This is a genomic window from Vibrio sp. A1-1 (assembly GCF_021728175.1).
GTDB lineage: Bacteria > Pseudomonadota > Gammaproteobacteria > Enterobacterales > Vibrionaceae > Vibrio > Vibrio diabolicus.
In genome coordinates this window covers 202,845-223,483 of sequence record NZ_JAKKCL010000003.1, presented here as the reverse complement: position 1 = coordinate 223,483, position 20,639 = coordinate 202,845, and the positions used below count along the sequence as shown (strand labels likewise).

General features: G+C 44.4%; 18 protein-coding genes. 7 read left to right on the top strand and 11 right to left on the bottom strand.

Annotation, left to right across the window (positions count from 1 at the left end; genetic code table 11):
• Nucleotides 1–37 precede the first annotated feature (37 nt).
• From L3V30_RS07965 to pdhA, 3 genes are read right to left on the bottom strand one after another with little or no spacing between them, the layout of a single operon-like run.
• Nucleotides 38–1,186, bottom strand: coding sequence for a dihydrolipoamide acetyltransferase family protein (locus tag L3V30_RS07965; RefSeq protein WP_237308657.1), 1,149 nt, complete (start codon nucleotides 1,184–1,186; stop codon nucleotides 38–40).
• Nucleotides 1,183–2,166, bottom strand: coding sequence for an alpha-ketoacid dehydrogenase subunit beta (locus L3V30_RS07960; RefSeq protein WP_005395620.1), 984 nt, complete (start codon nucleotides 2,164–2,166; stop codon nucleotides 1,183–1,185). The genes L3V30_RS07965 and L3V30_RS07960 overlap by 4 nt, the downstream gene beginning before the upstream one ends.
• On the bottom strand, nucleotides 2,159–3,253 hold the full coding sequence (gene pdhA, locus L3V30_RS07955; RefSeq protein WP_012842500.1) for a pyruvate dehydrogenase (acetyl-transferring) E1 component subunit alpha: 1,095 nt from the start codon (nucleotides 3,251–3,253) through the stop codon (nucleotides 2,159–2,161). The genes L3V30_RS07960 and pdhA overlap by 8 nt, the downstream gene beginning before the upstream one ends.
• A 656-nt stretch (nucleotides 3,254–3,909) precedes the next feature.
• On the opposite strand from pdhA, the gene L3V30_RS07950 reads away from it, so the two are divergent.
• The 3 genes from L3V30_RS07950 (at nucleotide 3,910) to yegD (ending at nucleotide 6,644) form a co-directional block, all read left to right on the top strand.
• Entirely contained in the window at nucleotides 3,910–4,230 is a 321-nt protein-coding gene (locus L3V30_RS07950; RefSeq protein WP_005375836.1) for a DOPA 4,5-dioxygenase family protein, read from the top strand.
• A 325-nt stretch (nucleotides 4,231–4,555) separates the two neighbouring features.
• Nucleotides 4,556–5,179: a hypothetical protein gene (locus tag L3V30_RS07945; RefSeq protein ID WP_237308656.1), complete on the top strand. Its 624-nt coding sequence runs from the start codon at nucleotides 4,556–4,558 to the stop codon at nucleotides 5,177–5,179.
• Nucleotides 5,180–5,291: 112 nt separating this feature from the next.
• On the top strand, nucleotides 5,292–6,644 hold the full coding sequence (yegD, locus tag L3V30_RS07940; protein WP_006742470.1) for a molecular chaperone: 1,353 nt from the start codon (nucleotides 5,292–5,294) through the stop codon (nucleotides 6,642–6,644).
• Nucleotides 6,645–6,817: 173 nt separating this feature from the next.
• Here yegD and L3V30_RS07935 read toward each other — a convergent pair whose 3' ends face one another.
• Both L3V30_RS07935 and L3V30_RS07930 read right to left on the bottom strand, forming a co-directional pair.
• Nucleotides 6,818–7,291, bottom strand: a complete 474-nt coding sequence (locus tag L3V30_RS07935) for a copper chaperone PCu(A)C (RefSeq protein WP_237308655.1) — start codon at nucleotides 7,289–7,291, stop codon at nucleotides 6,818–6,820.
• A 93-nt stretch (nucleotides 7,292–7,384) separates the two neighbouring features.
• Nucleotides 7,385–7,846: a hypothetical protein gene (locus L3V30_RS07930; RefSeq protein WP_012842502.1), complete on the bottom strand. Its 462-nt coding sequence runs from the start codon at nucleotides 7,844–7,846 to the stop codon at nucleotides 7,385–7,387.
• Between the two features lie 485 nt (nucleotides 7,847–8,331).
• On the opposite strand from L3V30_RS07930, the gene L3V30_RS07925 reads away from it, so the two are divergent.
• A complete protein-coding gene (locus L3V30_RS07925; RefSeq protein ID WP_182035689.1) occupies nucleotides 8,332–9,381 on the top strand; it encodes a Preprotein translocase subunit SecY in 1,050 nt (349 codons plus the stop codon).
• Between the two features lie 158 nt (nucleotides 9,382–9,539).
• Here L3V30_RS07925 and L3V30_RS07920 read toward each other — a convergent pair whose 3' ends face one another.
• Complete coding sequence (locus tag L3V30_RS07920; protein ID WP_237308654.1) at nucleotides 9,540–10,739, bottom strand: DUF5666 domain-containing protein; 1,200 nt, start codon at nucleotides 10,737–10,739, stop codon at nucleotides 9,540–9,542.
• Nucleotides 10,740–10,829: 90 nt separating this feature from the next.
• Between L3V30_RS07920 and L3V30_RS07915 the strand changes: the two genes are divergently transcribed.
• The 3 genes from L3V30_RS07915 (at nucleotide 10,830) to L3V30_RS07905 (ending at nucleotide 13,729) form a co-directional block, all read left to right on the top strand.
• Nucleotides 10,830–11,498: a response regulator transcription factor gene (locus L3V30_RS07915; RefSeq protein WP_237308653.1), complete on the top strand. Its 669-nt coding sequence runs from the start codon at nucleotides 10,830–10,832 to the stop codon at nucleotides 11,496–11,498.
• Nucleotides 11,470–12,711: a HAMP domain-containing sensor histidine kinase gene (locus tag L3V30_RS07910; RefSeq protein WP_170902570.1), complete on the top strand. Its 1,242-nt coding sequence runs from the start codon at nucleotides 11,470–11,472 to the stop codon at nucleotides 12,709–12,711. The genes L3V30_RS07915 and L3V30_RS07910 overlap by 29 nt, the downstream gene beginning before the upstream one ends.
• Nucleotides 12,712–12,799: 88 nt before the next feature.
• Complete coding sequence (locus L3V30_RS07905) at nucleotides 12,800–13,729, top strand: SRPBCC family protein (RefSeq protein ID WP_237308652.1); 930 nt, start codon at nucleotides 12,800–12,802, stop codon at nucleotides 13,727–13,729.
• Between the two features lie 147 nt (nucleotides 13,730–13,876).
• On the opposite strand, the gene L3V30_RS07900 is transcribed toward L3V30_RS07905, so the two are convergent.
• The 5 genes from L3V30_RS07900 to L3V30_RS07880 all read right to left on the bottom strand — a co-directional run bounded on the left by L3V30_RS07900 (nucleotide 13,877) and on the right by L3V30_RS07880 (nucleotide 20,508).
• Nucleotides 13,877–14,332, bottom strand: coding sequence for a hypothetical protein (locus tag L3V30_RS07900; protein WP_237308651.1), 456 nt, complete (start codon nucleotides 14,330–14,332; stop codon nucleotides 13,877–13,879).
• Between the two features lie 12 nt (nucleotides 14,333–14,344).
• Complete coding sequence (locus L3V30_RS07895; protein WP_046875333.1) at nucleotides 14,345–16,123, bottom strand: S8 family peptidase; 1,779 nt, start codon at nucleotides 16,121–16,123, stop codon at nucleotides 14,345–14,347.
• 249 nt (nucleotides 16,124–16,372) lie between these two features.
• Nucleotides 16,373–16,714, bottom strand: a complete 342-nt coding sequence (locus tag L3V30_RS07890; protein ID WP_237308650.1) for a hypothetical protein — start codon at nucleotides 16,712–16,714, stop codon at nucleotides 16,373–16,375.
• 7 nt (nucleotides 16,715–16,721) lie between these two features.
• Nucleotides 16,722–18,635, bottom strand: coding sequence for a tetratricopeptide repeat-containing diguanylate cyclase (locus tag L3V30_RS07885; RefSeq protein WP_237308649.1), 1,914 nt, complete (start codon nucleotides 18,633–18,635; stop codon nucleotides 16,722–16,724).
• 616 nt (nucleotides 18,636–19,251) lie between these two features.
• Nucleotides 19,252–20,508, bottom strand: a complete 1,257-nt coding sequence (locus L3V30_RS07880; protein ID WP_046875334.1) for an aromatic amino acid transport family protein — start codon at nucleotides 20,506–20,508, stop codon at nucleotides 19,252–19,254.
• Between the last annotated feature and the right edge of the window lie 131 nt (nucleotides 20,509–20,639).

The following is a 20,639-nucleotide window of genomic DNA, read 5'->3' as shown; positions in this document are numbered from 1 at the left end:
TCCGAACTGGAAGCCTTTATCATTTGGTTTTTACCAGTTACTTTTCGCTCGGGCGTTGCAGGTGTTCTGCAAGCACTTTAGTAAACCTTGCTGCTTCGCCACCAGTACAAGCGCGATGATCAAACGTTACGGATAGCGGCATTGCTTTCACCGAAATTGCTTGACCATTTCTTATCACCACTCGGTCGAGTATTCGACCAGCACCAACAATAGCGACTTGCGGAGGTGTGACGACAGGTGTCGCGTAAATGCCGGCAATCGCTCCGAAGTTGGAAAGCGTAATCGTCGCGTGCTGTAATTGCTCTCGACCGACTTTTCTCTCTCTGATCCCTTCAACAGTTTGATCGAGCCAACGACGAACATCTTGTGGCTCGTATTCATCTGCGTGGCGCAATACGGGGACGTACAAGCCATGACGGCTATCTACAGCAATACCAAGGTTAACTGTATTGTGCACGCAACGCGTCATGGTTTCTGCATCAAACCAAGCATTTAAAGCAGGCTCTTCCTGACACGCATGAACAATCGCTTGAACTAGACGGATACTGATGTCTTCGTTCGGCAGCCAGTCTTCCAACAACGCTTCTTCTGTAATGGTCACGGCAGCAACGTGCTCGTGTGACTCAGTCATCGACGACACCATGGTGCGTCGAGCGCCTTTCAATACTTCTGTGCCCGGACGCTGTTTTCCGGCTTCGTCGTAAATGTCGGCATCAACGATAAGACCGTTTGGACCACTGCCTGACACGAGATTAAGATCTACTCCAAGTTTTTGTGCCAATAGACGAGCCGACGGTAGAGCAGTAACTAGATTACTCTCAGTCGTGTTGTGATTGCCTCCAATCCAGAAGTCATCGACGTTAACGTGATGCGCTTGATGAGAAACATTGCCGACAACGGTTGCGGCGTCAGCGGTCTCTTTTTTCTCTACCGTTGCCCCGCGCTCTGCGCCAGTTTCGTCAATTTCGAGTAGCAATGCGCCAATATTGACGATATCACCTTCTTCCCCATGGCGGCTGACTACACGGCCCGAGTAGGGGGCGGGAACGTCGACCGTCGCTTTTGCTGTCTCGACAGTTAAGATCACTTGATCCAACTTAACCATGTCACCGACATTAACGTGCCATTTTACAATTTCTGATTCAGCAAGGCCTTCGCCGAGATCGGGTAAGTTAAACGTCTTCATTTCCAATCCTCCACGAGTTCGCGCGCTGCGGTCACAATGTCTTCTTCCTGAACCATGAAATAATCTTCGTTACGGTAATAAGGCATAATGGTGTCCATTCCAGTTACTCGTTTAGGTGGGGCTTTTAGTAAGCACATGGCGTGTTCGGCTGTTCGAGCTAAAAGCTCAGAGCCCACACCACAAGTTTTACTCGCTTCATGAACAACGAGTAAACGTCCGGTTTTTTCTAGTGAGCTGAAAATCGTTGCGGTATCAATTGGCTTAATGCTCGCCAAATCAATCACCTCGACTTCAATTCCTTGACTAGATAAGGTCTGTGCGGCTTGAAGTGACTCTACGACGCATGCGCCCCAAGTAACAAGCGTGATATCTCGCCCCTTACGTAAGGTGAAGCAGGTGTCGAGTGGAAGTGCTTCGCCATTATCAACGACTTCAGATTTTACGGTTCGATAAATGCGTTTCGGTTCGAAGAACATGACAGGATCATTACTTCGAATCGCGGCGAGAAGCAGGCCGTATGCGCGTTGAGGTGAAGAAGGAATCACTACTTTAAAGCCAGCAGTGTGCGCAAATAGCGCCTCTACACTTTCTGAGTGGTGCTCTGGAGCGTGAATACCGCCACCAAATGGCGCACGAAAAACCGCGGGGCAAGTGAGGCGACCGCGAGTTCGGTTACGCATGCGTGCCGCGTGGCACATTAAGTGCTCCATTGCCGGAAAAACAAAACCTTGAAATTGAAATTCGGCGACAGGTCGTAATCCTTGCGTTGCCATGCCGACCGCAACACCGCCGATTAACGCTTCAGCGAGGGGCGTATCGATCACTCGTTTGAGACCAAACTCTTGTTTGAGCCCTACGGTGGCACGGAATACGCCGCCATTATCACCTACGTCCTCACCTAACACGACAACATTTTGGTCTTGTTGCATTTCGTGGTGCAGAGCGAGGTTTACTGCTTCAACTAACGTTAGCTCAGCCATGTTTGCCTCCCTGCATTCGCATTGCTTTGTTGATGAGTTCATCTCTTTGAGCGTGAAGCTCTTGGGGAAGCGATTCATACAAATAATCGAACCCAGTTTCTGGTGCTTGTGACGGTAAGCTGAGGTAGCGTTCAACTGCCAGTTCCACTTGTTCCTTGCAGTATTCTAGCCATTGTTGCTCTTGTTCATCGCTCCAAGCACCTTGATTAAGGAGATACGTTTTAAGACGTGCTATAGGTTCGTATTGCCATGCGGTTTGAACATCGTCCTCTTTACGATAACGAGTCGCATCATCGGCAGTAGTGTGGTCACTTAATCGGTAACTGACCGCTTCGATGAGTGTTGCGCCTTTCCCTTTTCTCGCTCTCTCAAGTGCGGTCTTGGTTGCATCATAAACGGCGACGACATCGTTACCATCTACCGTAATGCCCGGTATACCAGCGCCTTGCGCTTTTTCTGATAAGAAATCGGCAGCACATTGAAGGCTACGAGGCACTGAAATTGCCCACTGGTTGTTATTCACGACGAAAACAAGTGGAATATTCCAAGCACCCGCACAGTTTATTGACTCTAGAAAATCCCCTTTGGATGTACCGCCATCGCCACACATGACTAGCGCAGCTTCATGGTTACCTTGAATTTTCAATGCGGAAGCCACCCCGACAGCGTGCGTACATTGCGTCGCAATGGGGACACAGAATGGAAGATCTCGGCTAGGAATTGGGCTGCCCTCTGGAGCAAAATCACTACCGCGCTCATCACCGCCCCAGTATTGAAGATTCTTCTCCATGCCAATACCACGACACCACATTGCAGGCATATCGCGATAATAAGGGACAAATACATCATCGGCTTTCAGCGCTCTGCCGACCGCAATACCGATGGCTTCAGCACCTAGGTGCGAAGGGTAGGTCCCTAACTTGCCGGTGCGTTGCAACGCAACGGCTTTGTTGTCGTAAGTGCGAGTTAATACCATGTCTCGGTAAAACCCGACCAAAGTTTCAGTGTCAGCCCAGTTGGGTAGTTGGCCGACTAGGTCCCCATGATGGTCGATAAACCGATGCATGGGTAATGCCTGAACGTTCATCTCAAGCTCCTTTTGACGCTGCGTGTCTTTTGGACTGCAGCTGTTCATATCAAACCAGAGTTTGTATGGGTACTCAAACTCTGATATCAGCGCAAAGGCCATACCTAAGGTTGCTTGTGTTTTCTATAGCTGTAGGCATCTGTACGTCCTTTAAACTATTTTTCGATAACACCGCTGCGGCTATTTCATCGCAAGACACAGAGAAACATTTTTCTGCATCTAACCCTCTAACTAAATCGTGGTATAGCCAGATACAATAAGTGTAAACAAATTGTTAAATTGTGCTTCATTTTGACTTTTGATCAGTAGTAAAGTTTTGCTTACACCCTGATTTTGTAGAGTAATATGCTGATTTTTAATTGCTGGCATTTTTAAACTCGAATTTAATTGCTATTGAATGAAACATATTTGCAACAAAATTTGGCTGTAAAATTTGACAAAGTGAGTCATTATTAATGAATCAACTCAAGTAGTTGTTATGTGTTGTATTGAGATTTTTTGTTGTGCCCGAAACTCCGGCCTTATGAGAATACATAACTTCTTCCCAACAGAGTGGAATCAGGGTAGGGTGACGGCATTACAAATGTATACCCTCGGCGGTCCTTGAGCTTATCAGCAGTAGATGGCGCTCAAGTCGAAGTGATTATGGAGAAATTATGTATCACGCTCATGTTTATTTTCCTTTAAGAGAACAAGATAAAGCGCAAGCCTTGAACGAGATCATCCGTCAAGAGCGTCAAGATGTGCTGCGTGTGTTTCCTTTGGTTGGAAGATTGGTTGGCCCACATAAAATGCCGATGTTTGAAATTCACCTAGAGTCATTGAGTGAAGAGTTTTTGGCTTGGCTCGATACGATTCGAGGTGATTTTTCTGTGCTTATCCATCCTGTGAGTGAAGAAGAGTTGCTCGATCATACGGAACGCGCGATTTGGCTGGGTAGAGAGATTGGTGTATTTGAAGAGAAGCTAGAGAAATAGTTGTTCCTCCCGCATGTATGACCGCTTTGAATGCTTCTCCCCTCATCGCGGTCACCGTAGCAAGTTAGCGTCTTCATGTTCGTTAATAAGTCGCGGTTTCCTTTTCTCCATTCTGCAGGCCCTGTTTTTGTGTGCTAAACCTACAAGTAGGCTTTTGAGCTTAAACATCAAGTGAGACCATGTTTCTGTTTAGCATGTCGTTAAATAAGTTTTGGCAGCAATAAAATAATAAGTTCAGATAAATGAAATAGATATCGCAGGGAAGTGCAGTTTACGACCCCAACGCCATTGGCAGTGGAGCCGATAATTTCTGAGGGGGAAGGGTATGTTTTCGATACTCTTGGTCATACTTTCACTGTATATATTTTGGTTGTTGTTTCGCAACGGACCTGCATTCGCCGAACGCGTCGCTCATCAAAAACGTAACTGGGTTGGACCTACAGCCAACAAAGAAGAATGGCGAGGATATTGTACGGATGTATTTCAGCCGTTCAGCTCTCAAACGACTTTTTACGCCATCGCTTATTTTGCGAATTATATTGCAGCAGCAAATGCGATATCTTGGTCAACAGTATATGAAGGGGATTACCCGATCATCATAAGCCGATTTGGTAGCTACTTTATTTTAAATACTCACGATTCACTAGTGGTTGCAGGGTTTATTGCGCTTGCTTTCTTTATCATCAATTGGCAGCTTGCCATGCACTGTTCTGGTATTCTTAGTCAGTATCTAGTGCGGATTCTTATTATCAGTCGAACGCGCTTTGTTGCGATTAGCTTAGTGTTTTGCAGTTACTTTGCGTATCTCTTGACTGTTGGTATTTTCTGGTTGTTCCATGACGGTTATTCGATCTGGCACGGGTTAACGCTTACTCCTGTATTCTTGTTATTGGCGTTATTGGTTGCGGTTGTTTTGCCATCTATGAAAAAAGAGAGCAATAAACCTTAGATAGACTTGCCACGTTAAATTACACACGATTTTAGGATAGTAATTCCTATGCCATTAAGTTAGCATTGCCGGCTTTTTAACGGTCTACAGGCCCTTATTAGTGGGAGGAACTATGTTTATCGGCTTTGACTATGGCACTGCAAACTGTTCAGTGGCAAAAATGGAATCGGGTGAGCCAGTAATGCTTAACCTAGAAGGGAGCAGTCCATTTATTCCTTCCACCCTTGCTGCACCGACTCGTGAATCGGTATCCGAGCACTTATTTCGCCATAGAGACATTAAACCATTAGATCAAGTTGGTGAGCAGGTTTTACGCCGGGCAATCAATTTAAACCGAGAAGAAAGTATTGATCTCGAATCTGACGACATTGCATTTGGTCAGGCGGCGCTTAATCTCTATTTGGAAGATCCTCGTGATATCTATTACGTAAAGTCGCCGAAGTCTTTTCTTGGCGCTTCTGGCTTGCGTGACGTGCAATTGGCTTTCTTCGAAGATCTTGTCTGCGCGATGATGGACAATATTAAGTCGCAAGCCGAAAACGATGCGCAGCAAAGTATTACCGATGCTGTTATCGGCCGGCCAATTAACTTCCATGGGCGTGGCGGTGAAACGGCTAACATTCAGGCTGAACGTATTTTGTTACGGGCAGCGAAACGTGCTGGCTTCCAAAATGTGGAGTTTCAGTTTGAGCCTGTCGCGGCGGGCCTAGAGTATGAAGCGACACTCAGCGAAGACAAAACCATTCTAGTGGTCGATATTGGCGGTGGTACAACGGACTGCTCGTTGATTCAAATGGGTCCGTCTTGGCGTGGCAAAGCGGATAGGACAGCGAGCTTGTTAGCTCATAGTGGCCAGCGCGTCGGCGGGAATGATCTTGATATCGCGTTAGCATTTAAGCAGCTCATGTTCCCGTTTGGCATGGAAAGCAAAATGGAGTCAGGTATTGTGATGCCGACCACCCAATTCTGGAACCCGATAGCAATCAACAATGTAGAAGCGCAGAGTGATTTCTATTCGCGAGAGAATCTATCCGCGTTGAAGTTGCTTCAAAAGCAGGCTCAAGAGCCAGAAAAGCTTGCTCGTTTGCTAGAGGTGTATCATGAGTCTTTAGGCTACAACATTGTTCGCCGTGCCGAAGAAGCGAAAGTGGCGCTTTCAGAGCAAGCATCTTACCGAACTGGCATCAACTTACTGTCAGAACTGATTGAAGTCGATGTGCAACGAGACGAAATGATCGAAGCGATTCAGTCGCCGAAGAATAAAATGACGGCGTTGGTGACAGAAGCGGTAGAGCAAGCTGGGGTGAAACCCGATGCTATCTTTATGACTGGTGGTTCGGCACGCTCGCCAATCTTGCGCGATGCGGTACAAACCGTACTGCCAAATATTCCGGTTGTCAGTGGAAATTATTTTGGCTCGGTAACTGCTGGCCTAGCTCGTTGGGCTGAGGTCTGTTTCAAGTAGAAAGAAAACTAATTGCGCTATGGGCATTGTTACCAAATTTATGACTTCGTCTCGCTAAGCGCTACTCGCTGCCATTATTCTGAAGAATCGGGTTATGATCTATCGGAATAATGATTTTTACTAAGCTGAAATAAAAATGCCCGCTAAATCAGCGGGCATTTTTGTTTACGTCATTAATGGTGCATGTGTTTTTCCATGTGTCCTTGTTTTTCCACCGCCATTTCTACTTCCACCTTACCCGCGTTTTTGAATGTTAACGTCATAGGGAAGCGGTCACCTTCTTTGAGCGCTTGTGTTGGATTGAAAATCATTAAATGGAAGCTGCCTGGCTTAAACAACACTGAGTCATTGGCGGGAACGCGCACTTCGTCAATCTTAATCATTTTCATCACACCATCTTCTTTCTTATGCGTGTGAATTTCGACATGTCCTGCGATTGGGCTTTCTGCTGCGATCAATGCATCTTCACTGTCACCGTGGTTGGTTAATTGAAAAAAAACACCGATAACAGGTGCGTTTGGTGGCGCTTCGCGGCTCCATGGATGGTCGATATGAATTTTTCCTGCTTCATAATCGTGCGCTAAACTCAGTGGGCTAGCGATGACAGCAATAAGCGCGATAGCGGCGGTTTTTAATGATTTAAGCATGTGTTTTTCCTTTTGAATGAATAGCTTCTCTGAATGGACAACAAACAGAGTCATCGTTATTTTTGAATAAAGTTGTTAATGATTAGATGCCTGTTAGGCAGGAAAAACACTCGGCGGAGAGTGCTTAGGCGCGATGTGTTTGTAAACGAGCTTATCGCATTTTGAAAATCGGTAAGGCGTCAGGGCATTCTTGACTCGGCGCAGCCAATGGATGGTAGTCAGGTATAGCCCAATCGCAACCAAAAGAAAGAATTGAACCGCTTGTAGAAGCGGACATTCAAACTGAAAGCCTTCATGTAAATTAAGATCTTGAATGAGCGTAGAAGAAGGTTGAGCATTAGCTTCAATCAGCGTATTGATATCCACCCATTTGAAACCATCTGCGGTACACAGTAAGACCTTTTCACTTTGAACTTTGTTAAGCCAGGTTGTGCTGTGAACTTGTGTTGGGTTAAGAGTCGCTGTGGACGCTAAATACAACTGAAACAACACCGCGATAATAACCGCAATAGCGTGCAAGCGATGGTGTTTATGCTGTATTAGAGTGTTTTCCATACAATTGAGTGCTTATCTTCTTCGGCGCGGGATACTAACAAATTAACCAAACAATGTAATTATCAGTTTACTAAAAGGTGATGCAAGTGTGCATTATTTGTTTTATTGCCTATTTTTAACGCTTTAATAGCTTGGCTCTTTACGATTTAAAGCAACGTGTTACGGCAGATGGCATGTCTTGATTCGGCTTGCATTCATAACCTCCAATTCAGCTTGTCTGTCTTGCCTAGTCGCTTTTGAAGATACTGAATTAATTTCTCTTATATGTCACTGAAACTTCGGTTAGTGGGTGCCGAAGTGGTGTTTTTACGTGCTAGATTTGGCTGATATCGATTCAAAATGCACACCGAATCTTCACTTGTTTTCCATTAACGGAATTATGACAGTAATTTAATAAAGGATACGGTATTCTGCGCTCCTTTGTACATGCCAGAACGTCCGTCCTACTTAGTCGGAGGGGCGATTAATCTTAAGAAATTTCTCAAATGAAATACGAACAACAGATTGGATATCGATACCCTAAAGGTCGATTTGCCATGGTGAGTGTATACGCATTCACTGGTGCTGCGATTTTAGCATCGACTATTTTTTCTCTATTGCTGTTTTTGTCGATCGACGAAAACCCGATGATGCAAACCTTATTTGGTGGTTTAGCGATTATTTTTGAAGCGGGTAAGTTCTACGCTTGGTATGAATACGGTGAGCGCCGAGCCCATCGCAACTATACAGGGGCGGCAACCGCTCTCGTGTTTTATTTAGTCTTAGCTGCGATCTCCATCGGCGGTAGTATTGGTGGCATTAACAGTGCAACAAACAGCGCACAAAGTCATATTTCGGTAGAGCAGGCGAAAGTGGAAGCGTTTAATCGCCAAATTGCGGCAATCGATAAACAGATTGAGCTCAACAATATGGCAGCGCAGAAATACATCGAGATGGAGCGTATCGCGACTGGTGTAACTCGCATTCAGGAGCAAAACAAAACCTTACGCGAAGAGCAGCAACGCTTGGCTATGGAACGTGATAGTTTGCCACCAGTCACGCAAGGCTCAGTGATTGGTTTGATTGATAGCCTAGCCAACGCATTTGGTACCACCTCTCAGCAAGCTCAGCTTGGCTTGGTTGTATTTCTTTCGATTCTGTTGGATTTCTTTGCTGCATTTTTTGTCGGCCTGATTGGTGAAGAGCAACGGTTCAGACATTTCTACCGCCGAAATGAGGGCATGATACTGAAAACGGTTCGCGATATCGATCCAGAGCCAGCGGGGTATCTTCCTCATATTAAAGAGGAAGAAGAGCAAGAAATACCAGTGGTGCCGGAACCTGAAGAACCAAAGGAACCGAAAACTTTGTTAGAGCAAGTGAGCGATGCACTTAAAACGCATCAAATTACGTGCACTAAAAAAGCCGTTGCCAAACAATTTAGGCTATCTGCGGAAGAGGTAGACAAGGTGTTTGAGGAATTGGCAGAGCTCGGTTTAGTGGGTAAAAAAGCCAACCACCATTATCATTGGATAGGTCAGACAGAGGCCGCATAATTGGTTATCAATTAGAGATCGGAAAGAGCGTCAATCGGCGCTCTTTTTTTACTGTAAGGTTTCGCTACTAAAGTGAGCCAAAAGAAGAGAGAGGATTTAAAAATAGAAAAACAAAAAAGTGCCACCGAAGTGACACTTTTTCTTTAGTGTAGAAGGGATCAGTTGTCGTAAACGTCCAACTCCACTTCACGGGCAATATTTTGGTCGTTGATGATTACACCATCGACTTCGACACGAGCACCATTTAGGTTAAGTTCTTCGATACCTTGGAAGCGTGTGTGTGCATCAATTACAACGGTCGTGTTGTTTAGCAATTGATCTGCGTCGTTTTCGCAACGCTCGATGTCAAATGTTCTTGCTTCAGCATCGTAGTTTGATACGTATCCTTCACATTCAAATTCTTTACCGCGCCATTGGTTGTTATCGTCAAAGTCTGGTTGCTCAAACTCAATAACGGTAGCGATGCGTTTGCCATTTTTCATGACAGACGTTACTTCCACTTCTTGGCCTTGTTTTAGGTTCGCTTTGCTGCCATCTTCAAATCGTGTTGCGTTATCGATGAAGAATGCACCTCGGTAGTTTAATGAAAACTCACTGTAATCATTTGCAACCCAAGTCACGATGCCTTCCACATCGCTGTCATTGCTTATGACGTCGTAGCCTTCAACTTCTACCTCATTTGCCATGAAGACGCCGTTTTGCATTTCACCTTCTACTTCCACCCATTGGCCGGTGCTAAGTTGGCTAATGTTGTCGTAAGATACGGTTATATTTGTACCAAGCTCAAACGTGCCAGCATTTTCATCGATACTAGTAATGCGACCTTCCAGTTCGTAGTAGCTTCCAAGGGCTGGGTAATCGTTATCTACGTCGATCTCGACCACAGACAACACTCGATAACCCGCATCAGCAGTCGGCAAGGATGACACCATCACCCAGTCGTTGATCTCTATATCATCACTTAAACCGTCAAACTGCAGATCTACGCCGTTTACCGTAAATGTTTTCTTCACATAATCAATTGCTGTAACACGTCCGGTAATGGTTGGCTCAAGTGTTACTAAGAAGCCATCGTCAGACGCTTTACGAACATCTGTTCCTACTTGAACCATCATTTTGGGTTCTACATCGGCCAATTGCATTGATGTATCGCTATAAACCACCCCAGACACATGGTATGTATATCCATTGACGGTTAACGTGTTTTCTTCAGCGTTGACCGCTTCAACAGAGCCAATCGCTACACTTGGTTTCACTACTGGTTGAGTTGGTGTGCTATCGCTATTGCTGCCACCACCTGAACCACCACAACCAGACAATGCCAAACCTACTACAGAAATAAGAGCGAGTTTTTTCATTGTATTAACCTCAATTTACGAGCTAGTTTAGGAAATTGCCTGTATCTTATTGGGCATATCGTGAAGAGATCGTGAAGAAATGTGATTTTTATGAAAATTTTAATTGTAGATGACAACCACAATGTCTCGGAGACGATTGCGGACTATCTTGAGCTTGAAGGCATGATTATCGATTGTGCGTATCATGGTGAGGCCGCACTGAAGCTAATCGAGGATAATCATTACGATGTAATCATCATGGATATCATGATGCCTAAGCTCGATGGCATTAGTGCGGTACAGAAACTTCGACAAGATCAGCTCTGTGGAACGCCAATCCTCTTCCTAACCGCAAAAGATACGTTAGATGACAAAATCGCGGCATTTAAAGCGGGAGGCGATGACTATTTAATGAAGCCATTTGCGATGGAAGAGCTTAGTTTGCGTGTTCATGCTTTGGCTAATCGCGGTCCAAGGCAAGATATTGGCACGCTCAAGTTTGCGGACATTTGTTTAGATGCGCGCACAGGCAAAGTGACGAGAAAAGACAAAGAAATTAAGCTGAGCCGAATTCAAACCAAGATTTTAAAGTTACTTCTCCAACGTGCTCCAGCATCGGTTTCGCGCACAGAAGTGATCGATAGTGTGTGGGGAGACGAACCACCCGGAAGTGATGCACTTCGTAGCCATATTTATGGTTTAAGAACCGCGTTAGACAAAGGTTTTGAAGAATCACGATTAGAGACTATTCATGGACAAGGTTACCGACTTAAAGCATAACGAATATCCAAGTATTTATCGCAAGATCCGTTGGGGTTTTGGGGTGATGACGCTTGTGATGTTTACTCTTTTTTGGTCGCTGATTTATGTGGCAGAAAACAAACTTGAAGTGCTGAGTTTACATCACTGGCTTGATACTGAAGCTGCGCTTTATAGTGAGAATTTCGAGAAACAGGGCTGGGATGCGCCATTGCCAAACGTATTGGAGTTCAACTCATATTGGAGTGAAGCACCGACACCGGATTGGTTGCTCTCTTTTACTTCGCCCGGTTTTTACGAATATCTGCTTGGTGAAGAAGACAAACACTTTGTTGTATTGAAACACCCCTCAGGGAAGGGGCTTATGTACATTGTGTTTCAAGATGACTCCGATGATTACCTCGACGAATACGAAAGTTCGCTGCATCAGTTTACGCTACTGCTCGGTGGCTTATTTTCATTTGTTATGGTCGGGTATGGCATTTATATGGTGCGAATATTGTCTCGACCACTAGCGCAAATCGAAGACAAAATCAGCCAAATGTCACCGGATCAACCCGCTTTCCAAGTTGAAACTAAGTTCAGCGAGACACGCCAAATAGAGCAAACTTTGCTGGATAATAAAAACGATATCGCGGGCTATTTCAAACGAGAACAAGAATTTAGTCGTTTTGCATCGCATGAGTTGAGAACGCCAATCATGGTGATCAAAGGCTCAACAGACATTCTAACGCGTATTCCAGAACAACCTCGAGTCGCGCAAAAAGCCATCGCGAGGATGCAGTCAGCTTGTGAAGACATGCGCGTACTGACAGAAGCGTTTCTCTTGCTCGGTAAAGAGAAAATAGAGCCTCAGCATTACGGAGAGCATCAGCTTCTTACTTGTTTACAAAAACAACTGGAAGAGCTGGCCCCTTTATTTGCCAAGCAAGATTCGAATTACGCTTTGCACGAACAACATAGTGGTGTAGTGACGGCTCCAGAGAGTTTTGTGACCATTGTAATCAACAATCTGATTAAAAATGCCTTTAGCTATAGTGTGGGAGATATTGAGATTGAGTTGGATGGTCATGCTCTTAAGATCCTGAATCGTCACGATGGTAACGAGACGTACAACGCCGGCTACGGTTGTGGGCTTGTTATCGTACAACGCATATGTGAACGGATGGGATGGGCGTTAATACTGGACGATGATGGTGTTCGATTTAGTGCGAAAGTGGAATTCCGTTCCTAGCTTTGTGCGTCTAACCCACAGTCAAACAAGAAAAAACTGGAATTTGAATTAGACTGAAGTTAGTGACGCGGAAACTTGAGGAACCGTTATGCTTTCTTATCAGGTCAGCAGAAGTATTGAAATTAATAAGAATCAAAGCGAGATTATTGGCTATCTCAAGGATTTTAATAACTGGCCTGATTGGTCACCTTGGATCATTCTTGAACCAAGCTGCGAGCTGACATTCAGCGATAATCAAGGTCACGTTGGAGCCGGTTACCAATGGAATGGTCAGCGTATTGGAACTGGTGCCATTGTATTGGAAAGCACTCAAGAACATCGGTTAGATATGGAGCTTCATTTCTTTCGCCCAATCAAGAGTCACGGAAAGGTGACTTTAATAGTGACGCCGTCACAAGGTGGTTGTTTAGTCGAATGGCAAATGCAATCACGCGTTCCTTGGTATCTGTTCTTTTTGAAAAGTATGTTTAAGTCGATGATAGAAATGGATTATCAACGTGGGCTACGCATGCTCAAAAGCAAACTTGAAACCGGACAAGTGCTCTCAGACTTGGTTGAAATTGGTAATCGAACCCAGCCTCAGGTTCACTACATCGGAATAAAAGGCGAGGCCACCATTTCAGAATTAGGTCCGGTAATAGAAGAACAAGTTCAACAGTTAAAGCAGATAGTTGATGACAAGGGCTTATCTGTGAACGGTGAGTTATTTTGTTATTACCAGTCGATGGATATGCAGAAAGGCACGTTTGAGTTTATCACTTGCTTGCCACTTGATAACGCAGTAACTGCGCCAGAGGGAGCGGTTTCCGGTACCATACCTGAGAGTGAAACATTTGTCGTCGAGCACCGTGGGGAATATCAGTTTTTGGGAAATGCATGGGCTTTAGCGATGAACTTGGTTCGCCAGAGTGGTATGAAAGCCAAAATCAGTCCATTAGGGATTGAGCGCTACTTAGATAATCCGCAAGAAACCACGCAGGATAAACTAAGAACCGAAGTTATTTTATTTAAGAAATGACAGGCGCAGCCGGACACGCTCCCCTAAATATCATGCTAGTTCCGTCGTAATCTACAAAAGAAAAAGAGGGTCTCTATACCCACCTATAAAAATGCCTCAGCAATCGCTGAGGCATGGTTTTATCAGCCAACTTCTCTTGCTAGAGAATTATTGTGCACGGTACTTACCGCTGTTTAGTTCAATTTTAGATGCTTTTACCCGGCTGTCTGCGTTTAGATAGTCGCTAATGCTCAGTAGATCTTGATCTTGAGATGCTTTTAACACCGCAGACTCTCCCTCTGCGAAGACAACTTCCAGCTTTAGCTCTTTGGCGACCGCTTTCGCTTCGTTAGGGTTGTTTACCGTGATGTAAACCAGTCCAGTGGCCTTGGATACATTGCTAAACGCATTCTTAAACACTTCATCACCGGCTTGAAGTTTTACTTCTTCGGATAGGATCCTAGCTGTACCCGTTTGCACCTTGCGATAATCTTGGCCATTAATCTCAACCGCTTCTGAAGGCACGAACAGTTCAGGTGCGGGTTGTTGAGAGAGTTGTTGCTCAGCGTATGCGCTAGCCGTCATCATAGAAAGAGCCAGCATAGAAAATGATATGTATTTCATGTAATTGACTCCTTAGTGTCCAAAGATGCGCATCGACCAGTTCTTAATAACACCTGGCTGAGTGTTGTTTGCCATCGGAACATCATAGATGGTTGAAGAGTTAAAATATGCAATGTAAGAAAAGACTTCGTCGCCATTCGTATCGATTGCTCGTAATGTCCATTCGCCTTTTGCATCTTCGCCATAGAACTGGTTAGACAACATTAGTTGGTCTTTGTAGCCAGTAATCGTTGGGTCAAGAGATTGACCAACAAGACCATTACGCGGTGTTTGCAAAACGGAACGAGTCCCTGATGGCGAAACGAGCTCGATAGCTAAGTCGGGCAGGCGAGAGTGGTCTAATGTCAATTTCACTTGAACGGATTCTACCTTCAGATCATCGGCAATAGCGATACTTGATGAACCGCCAGCCAGACTCGCATCGGGTACACTGACTTCTTTAGCATTATTAACCCAAGGCGTAATAACTTGAGGCGGTAAAACACGATTCGTCATGCGAGCACGTTGCATTGCTTCATCCAAATCGACAGCGCCGAAGCCATAAAAAGTATGGAAATCTACGCCTGCGGCGTTTTTCTGCCAAGGAGAAATGGCCTCGTAGCTAACCTGTTCACCTTTGTGGTTAGTAAATTCAAGTTGTACGCCTGGATGCGTTTTATCCGTTACTTTTGCTGTTTCTGCTAGTAAAGCACGTACATCACGAGCAGAAAGTGCATGATTTGTGGACATGATTGCCGCGATGGCACCGGACGTGTTTGGCGCAGCCGACGAGGTTCCGTTCATTGTACTGGTATAGTTACAGTTCGGGTCTAGCTCCGTACCGCCGTGTAAGCCATTGATACCAAGGCCGTCGCTGGTATTTTGCCCTTCTTCACAACCCATCAAATCGGTGGTGACCATGGCAGGGAAGTCTTGCCCATATTCACCTGCTGGTGCGGCAACCCATACGTTAGATCCCACCGATGAGTAACTCGCTCGCGTGCCATCCGCACGTAGTGCACTGGTGATTAAATTAAAGTAGTTGGCGTTGTCATAAGACTGAGCGGAGTTGTGCATCGGCAAGCCTTGGTTGTCTCCACCAGCAAAGAAGTTACTTGGCAACACGAAGAATCTTCCCGCATTGAAATAGCGATAACCATTGCCGGCTGACTTAACAAATACAGCACCGCGTCCCCATGAGTTACTCTCGCTGACATTTTTTATCACGTCCATTTCAAGTTTAAGTTGAGGATCGCTTTCATCAAAAGTTATTGGGTTGATCGGGCTGAAACCGTAGCTTTGGTTAAATACACGAACATCGCGTGTGGCAGGGTCCATGCCGTGAGAGATTAGCCAGCCTTCTAATGTCTGGTTGGCTAACCAGTTAAAACCAATAAGAGAAGAGTGAGAAGCAACACCGCGTCCACCTTCACCATTGTTGCCGACTGCGCTGATCAAACCGGCTACAGCAGTGCCGTGACCATTGGTATCAACCGGATAACTTAATGGGAAAGAAGAGTCTTCGACGAAATTTCTGCTACCTGTAACTATATTACCTGCAAGATCTGGGTGATCGATCTGCACTCCAGAATCAATGACCGCGACTTTTACACCAATACCCGCAATACCCATTGCTTGAGTGAGCTTGGTGTTTAGGTCGTTCCCAGCAACAGCTGGGTTAGCTGCAAAAGCAGTTTGCCCTGTGTTGTCTAAGTGCCATTGTTCAGAATAGAGTGGATCAAACGCCGAGACGGCAGGTGCAATGCCTACTGCCAACATAGCAGCAAATAGGCGGTTAATGCGTATTTCCATTTTTGACCTCATGTCTTTGTTTGGAATTTTTTAGCTCCTGTTTCATATTCCTCTAACAGGAATAAACAAAGCTAACGACAAAGAATAAGGACGAAAACCATTTACAACTTGTTTACATCAAAAGTTCGACGAACAACATGAGTCAGTGTTAATTCACTGAAATTATAGGGTTTTTTAATGTCGAATAGCGCACGCATGAAAAGTAAAAAGCAGAAAATACGGTCGTACTGTCTGCTTTGAGAGGAAGGATTATTTAGTTGAAGCGGGTTGAATTGTCGCCATTGGTTTCTTCGGTTTGGCCTTTTCTTTGGGTAACACGTTATCAATCCACTTTTTGATGTATAGCTTATTGAACTCACTATCACACCACTTCTTGTTTAAACCACGTCGGTTAAACTCAGCGCCAATCGCAACTTTGGTTTGGTTGGTTGCACGGCTGTAGTAGAGGGTCTCGCACAACTGAGTGTTACTCATTTGTTGGGCATATACGTTAACACTGCTGCTGCGCATTCCCAGTTGAGAGGCTTGATGGTTACTACACGCAGTGAGAAGTGCTGGCGCAAAAATAGCGATGGTTAGGATTTTTTTCATTTTGCTCTTATGACGTCGGGTGAATAACGAAGCGATTTCTTCCTGCTTGCTTTGCGTCATACAAAGCTTGATCTGCGAAGAAAAACCATTGATCCCATTCTTGTTGAATAGTTTTTACGGACAGTCTGTCGACAGCTCCGAGAGAAATTGTCGCGTTTAATGACTTAGAGTCAACCACTAGTGGCGTGTTTTCCACGATATATCTCAATCGATCCAAGAATTTAGCGCAATCTTCAGTTCTGTTTACTTCAAATAATAAGACAAACTCCTCTCCACCCCAACGGATGAGTAGGTCCCCAGAGCGAGTCGATTCATTAAATAACCTGGCAATATGCATTAACATCTTGTCGCCAATATCATGCCCATATTCATCGTTAAACCTTTTAAAATGATCGATATCTAATACGGCTAAGGCAAACGTTCTATCTGGGCTTCTACGAGCCATTTTATCCAGCCAAATGGGAAGGTAGCGACGGTTGTGCAGTTGAGTTAATGGATCGGTAGTATTTTCTTGAGTGAGTGCCTTATTAATACGCCTAACGCGCAGTACGTAACGAAAGCCAACGACACCAATCGCTGCGATAGCGATAAAGTAGAACATTTCTCTATAGCGTTGTGAGCGCAGCTCTGAGGCTTGCAACGCATTTTTCGTTTCTAGTAGCTTGAGTTCTTTCTGAGCTAACTTAGCTTCGAGGTCAAACTTAATGTTAATCATCTCTTCGCCGTGAATATGATGAGAAAATTCAGCTTCTAGCTCTCTTAATTGAGTTAAGTAACGAAAAGCCGCTTCAAAATTATTAAGGGTTTGATTCGCGTTTACTAGGACCGACAGCATATCAATGCGCTGTCGTATTTCTAGCTCATCGGTTGATTTAGTTTGCTCAAGTACGTTGATAGCTGTCGAAATGGCTTTATCGTATTGTTCATCTGCGAGGTATGCTTCTGCATATGCTTCATAACAAGGCATTTTCTTCGCCTCTAAGTTTCCCGTGATAGGGAGAGCTACGCAACGCTGTGCAACCATCAACGCTTCATCAATTTTCCCTATCGAACTTAACATTTGTGAGAAGCTGGATAATGAATAGTGTTTGATGACGTCTGACCCCGTTTGCATTGAGAGTCGGATTGCTTCATTAAAATAGTATTCTGCCTTTTCGCTATCTCCACTGCTTAAGTGAACAATACTTAAGTTTGCGTAGATAACCCCAATGAAAAGGCTGTTGTCATATTGATATTTGCTGTTTAAATAGGTGTCGAGTGCTTGCGTCAGGTAGCTACTGGCGCGAGCCCAATCGGATGCATCGATATAGACGGTACCGATGTTATTCAGCGTCATGGCAACTTGCATTTCAAATACGGTTCTCTCTAACAACTCATAGGCGGTTCGGTAATACTTGAGTCCGCTACGTAGTTGATTCCGTGAAACCTCTAAGTTCCCTAGCCAGCGATATGCTCTTCCTTCTAGCGCTAAATAGCCGAGATCACGGGCTTCGGCGATGATGTCATGTAGTACAAGTTCTGCATTCCAATTGTCGTCTAGTTCAATCATGGTTACCGCTTTATTAAGCTGTGCTTCAGCGACTACCCACGGTAAATTATGCTCTGTCCCAAACTCAATTAAATCAGGCATATCTTTGGGCAGCGGAACGCCTTCGTAGCGCTTTAGGTATAGGCGCGCAAAGTAATAAAGCGCAAGAGATTCCGCTGACGCATTCTGTGGCGCAACTAATTCATCTTCTTCAATTGAGCGCGGCTTACCCATTGAACGAAAATAGAGATTGAGCATGGAGCTGCTTTGAGGAGAAATGTGTTCTTCCAGGTAGCTCTGTTTTTCTGTGTTGGCAAGTACATGGGTTGGATGGAAGAAGAATCCAAGTACTGAGAACAGCGCGCAAGTTAGCGTTTTAATCGGAAAGTGCATGAGCTTATTAATAAAATGTGATCTCGTTTAACCCTAATACTAGGTAAGTCTATCACTTCTTATTGGCTAAGTGCGGATGGATTCCGAGTTACAAACGGCTTGTGAAGAAAGTTTCGCGAAAGGTGAGGCTAATATTATGATTTATAATGATAAATCTGTTCAAAAGTGGAAAGATTGATTTAACGACAAGATAAACAGTACGACGAATCTAGTGTGTCGAACATTGTTAGTGGTGTAAGTTTCATCATTTAGTCGGTGCGATTCGCATCTCGAAAGATGGCTGGTTCGCTAAAAAATTATCTTTCTGTCATAAATATTTAATGTTTGTATGGGTTGTTAAAAAACTCGATATTAGACATAGTGTTATTAAGCCAATAAAAAATGGCTTTTATAATAAACAGGAGATTAACTATGCATAATGAAATGATTCAACCTTCACACTTCGGTATTATTGGCCGCACTTGTATCGCTTCAGTACTTATGATTGCGGGCGTTTTTGCTCTTATTTAAGAGTCAATGGTAACGATGGTTACCCGCTTAAGAGTAAGAAAATTCAGGGAATCACCTTAATCTCGTATAAGGTATTCCCCTGAAAATCCAACCTAATAACTACTTTTTAGCTGAAGAAGCTAAAAATCAATGCACTTACCGCTACAATGCCCGCAGTTAAAACAAAGTAAGTTGAGCCATTTCCACGATATTGTTTCAATGCATCGATTTTGTATACCGCTAACATTGGCATAATAAATAAGATCATCGCGATAACAGGCCCTGACAACGCTTCCATCATACCAAGAATGCTTGGGTTCATGATCGCTGCTGCCCAGATTGAAAAGAAAAGTACTGCAACGCTGATACGATCAACCCGCTTTTCAGACAGTTTAGAGTGTTTGGTAATTAAACCATTTAAGCTTTCGCGTGCACCTAAAAAGTGCCCAAGAAAAGAGGAAGTGATAGCAACAAAAGCCACCAAAGGACCAAGCGTTGCGATAAATGGGTTGTCTGTTGCATTGGCTAAATAAGACAGCACCGACACGTTTTGTTCTTTAGCTTGAGCCAATTGCTCTGGTGACAGCGCTAATACACACGAAAAGACAAAAATAAGCACAAACGCAATTAACATGATGCTAGTGCGTCGAAGAATTATTTCGGATTTCGCATCCGCTTGATCGCCATAATGGCGACGTTGCACATTTGCAAAGCTTGAAATCGCAGCCGCGTGACTAAACGAGAAAATAACCACAGGAACCGCTAACCACATAGTGCTAGCAAAAGCAGACGCTTCAGGGGCGTCCATGATTGGCATGGTCCAGTTTGGTATCAAGTAAAATGAAAGAAAGGCAAGAATAGCCACTAATGGGTAAACCATAATGGCAAAAGCCCGTAGCATGACTTTTTCGCCCGCCATCATAATGGCAATTAATGCAAACACTAGTGCACCTGAAAGCAGAGGGCGAGGCAAAGAAGCCATATCAGCTTGGTTAACCATAAAACTGTCTACGGTATTGGTAATACCGACACCGTAAATTAACAGGATCGGGAAGATCGAAAGAAAATACAGCAGTGAAATAGAGCGACCCGCTTTTGCGCCAAAGTGCTCTTCTACTACATCAGTAAAGTCTGCATTTTTGATCTTGGAAGACAGTACAAAGCGAGCTAAACCACGGTGGGCAAGATAAGTCATTGGGAAAGCAAGCACAGCCATTGCGACTAACGGCCAAAACCCGCCAATACCAAGGTTGATCGGCAGAAATAGAATGCCTGCACCAACGGCTGTTCCAAACAGACTAAGGACCCAATGTGTATCGTGTTTTGACCAAGATGTTGTTGTGTTTAATTCACTGGAATTTAACGCATTTCGAGATTCTTTCACTTAAAACTCGCTTTTATAAAAATAATAATGCGGAGAATGGTATAGGTTTTGGTGTTTGTTATCACATCGGAAGTGTGGTGAATCATGCTGAAGATAAGGGGTGGTTGTAACTTATCAAACTATGAATTTTT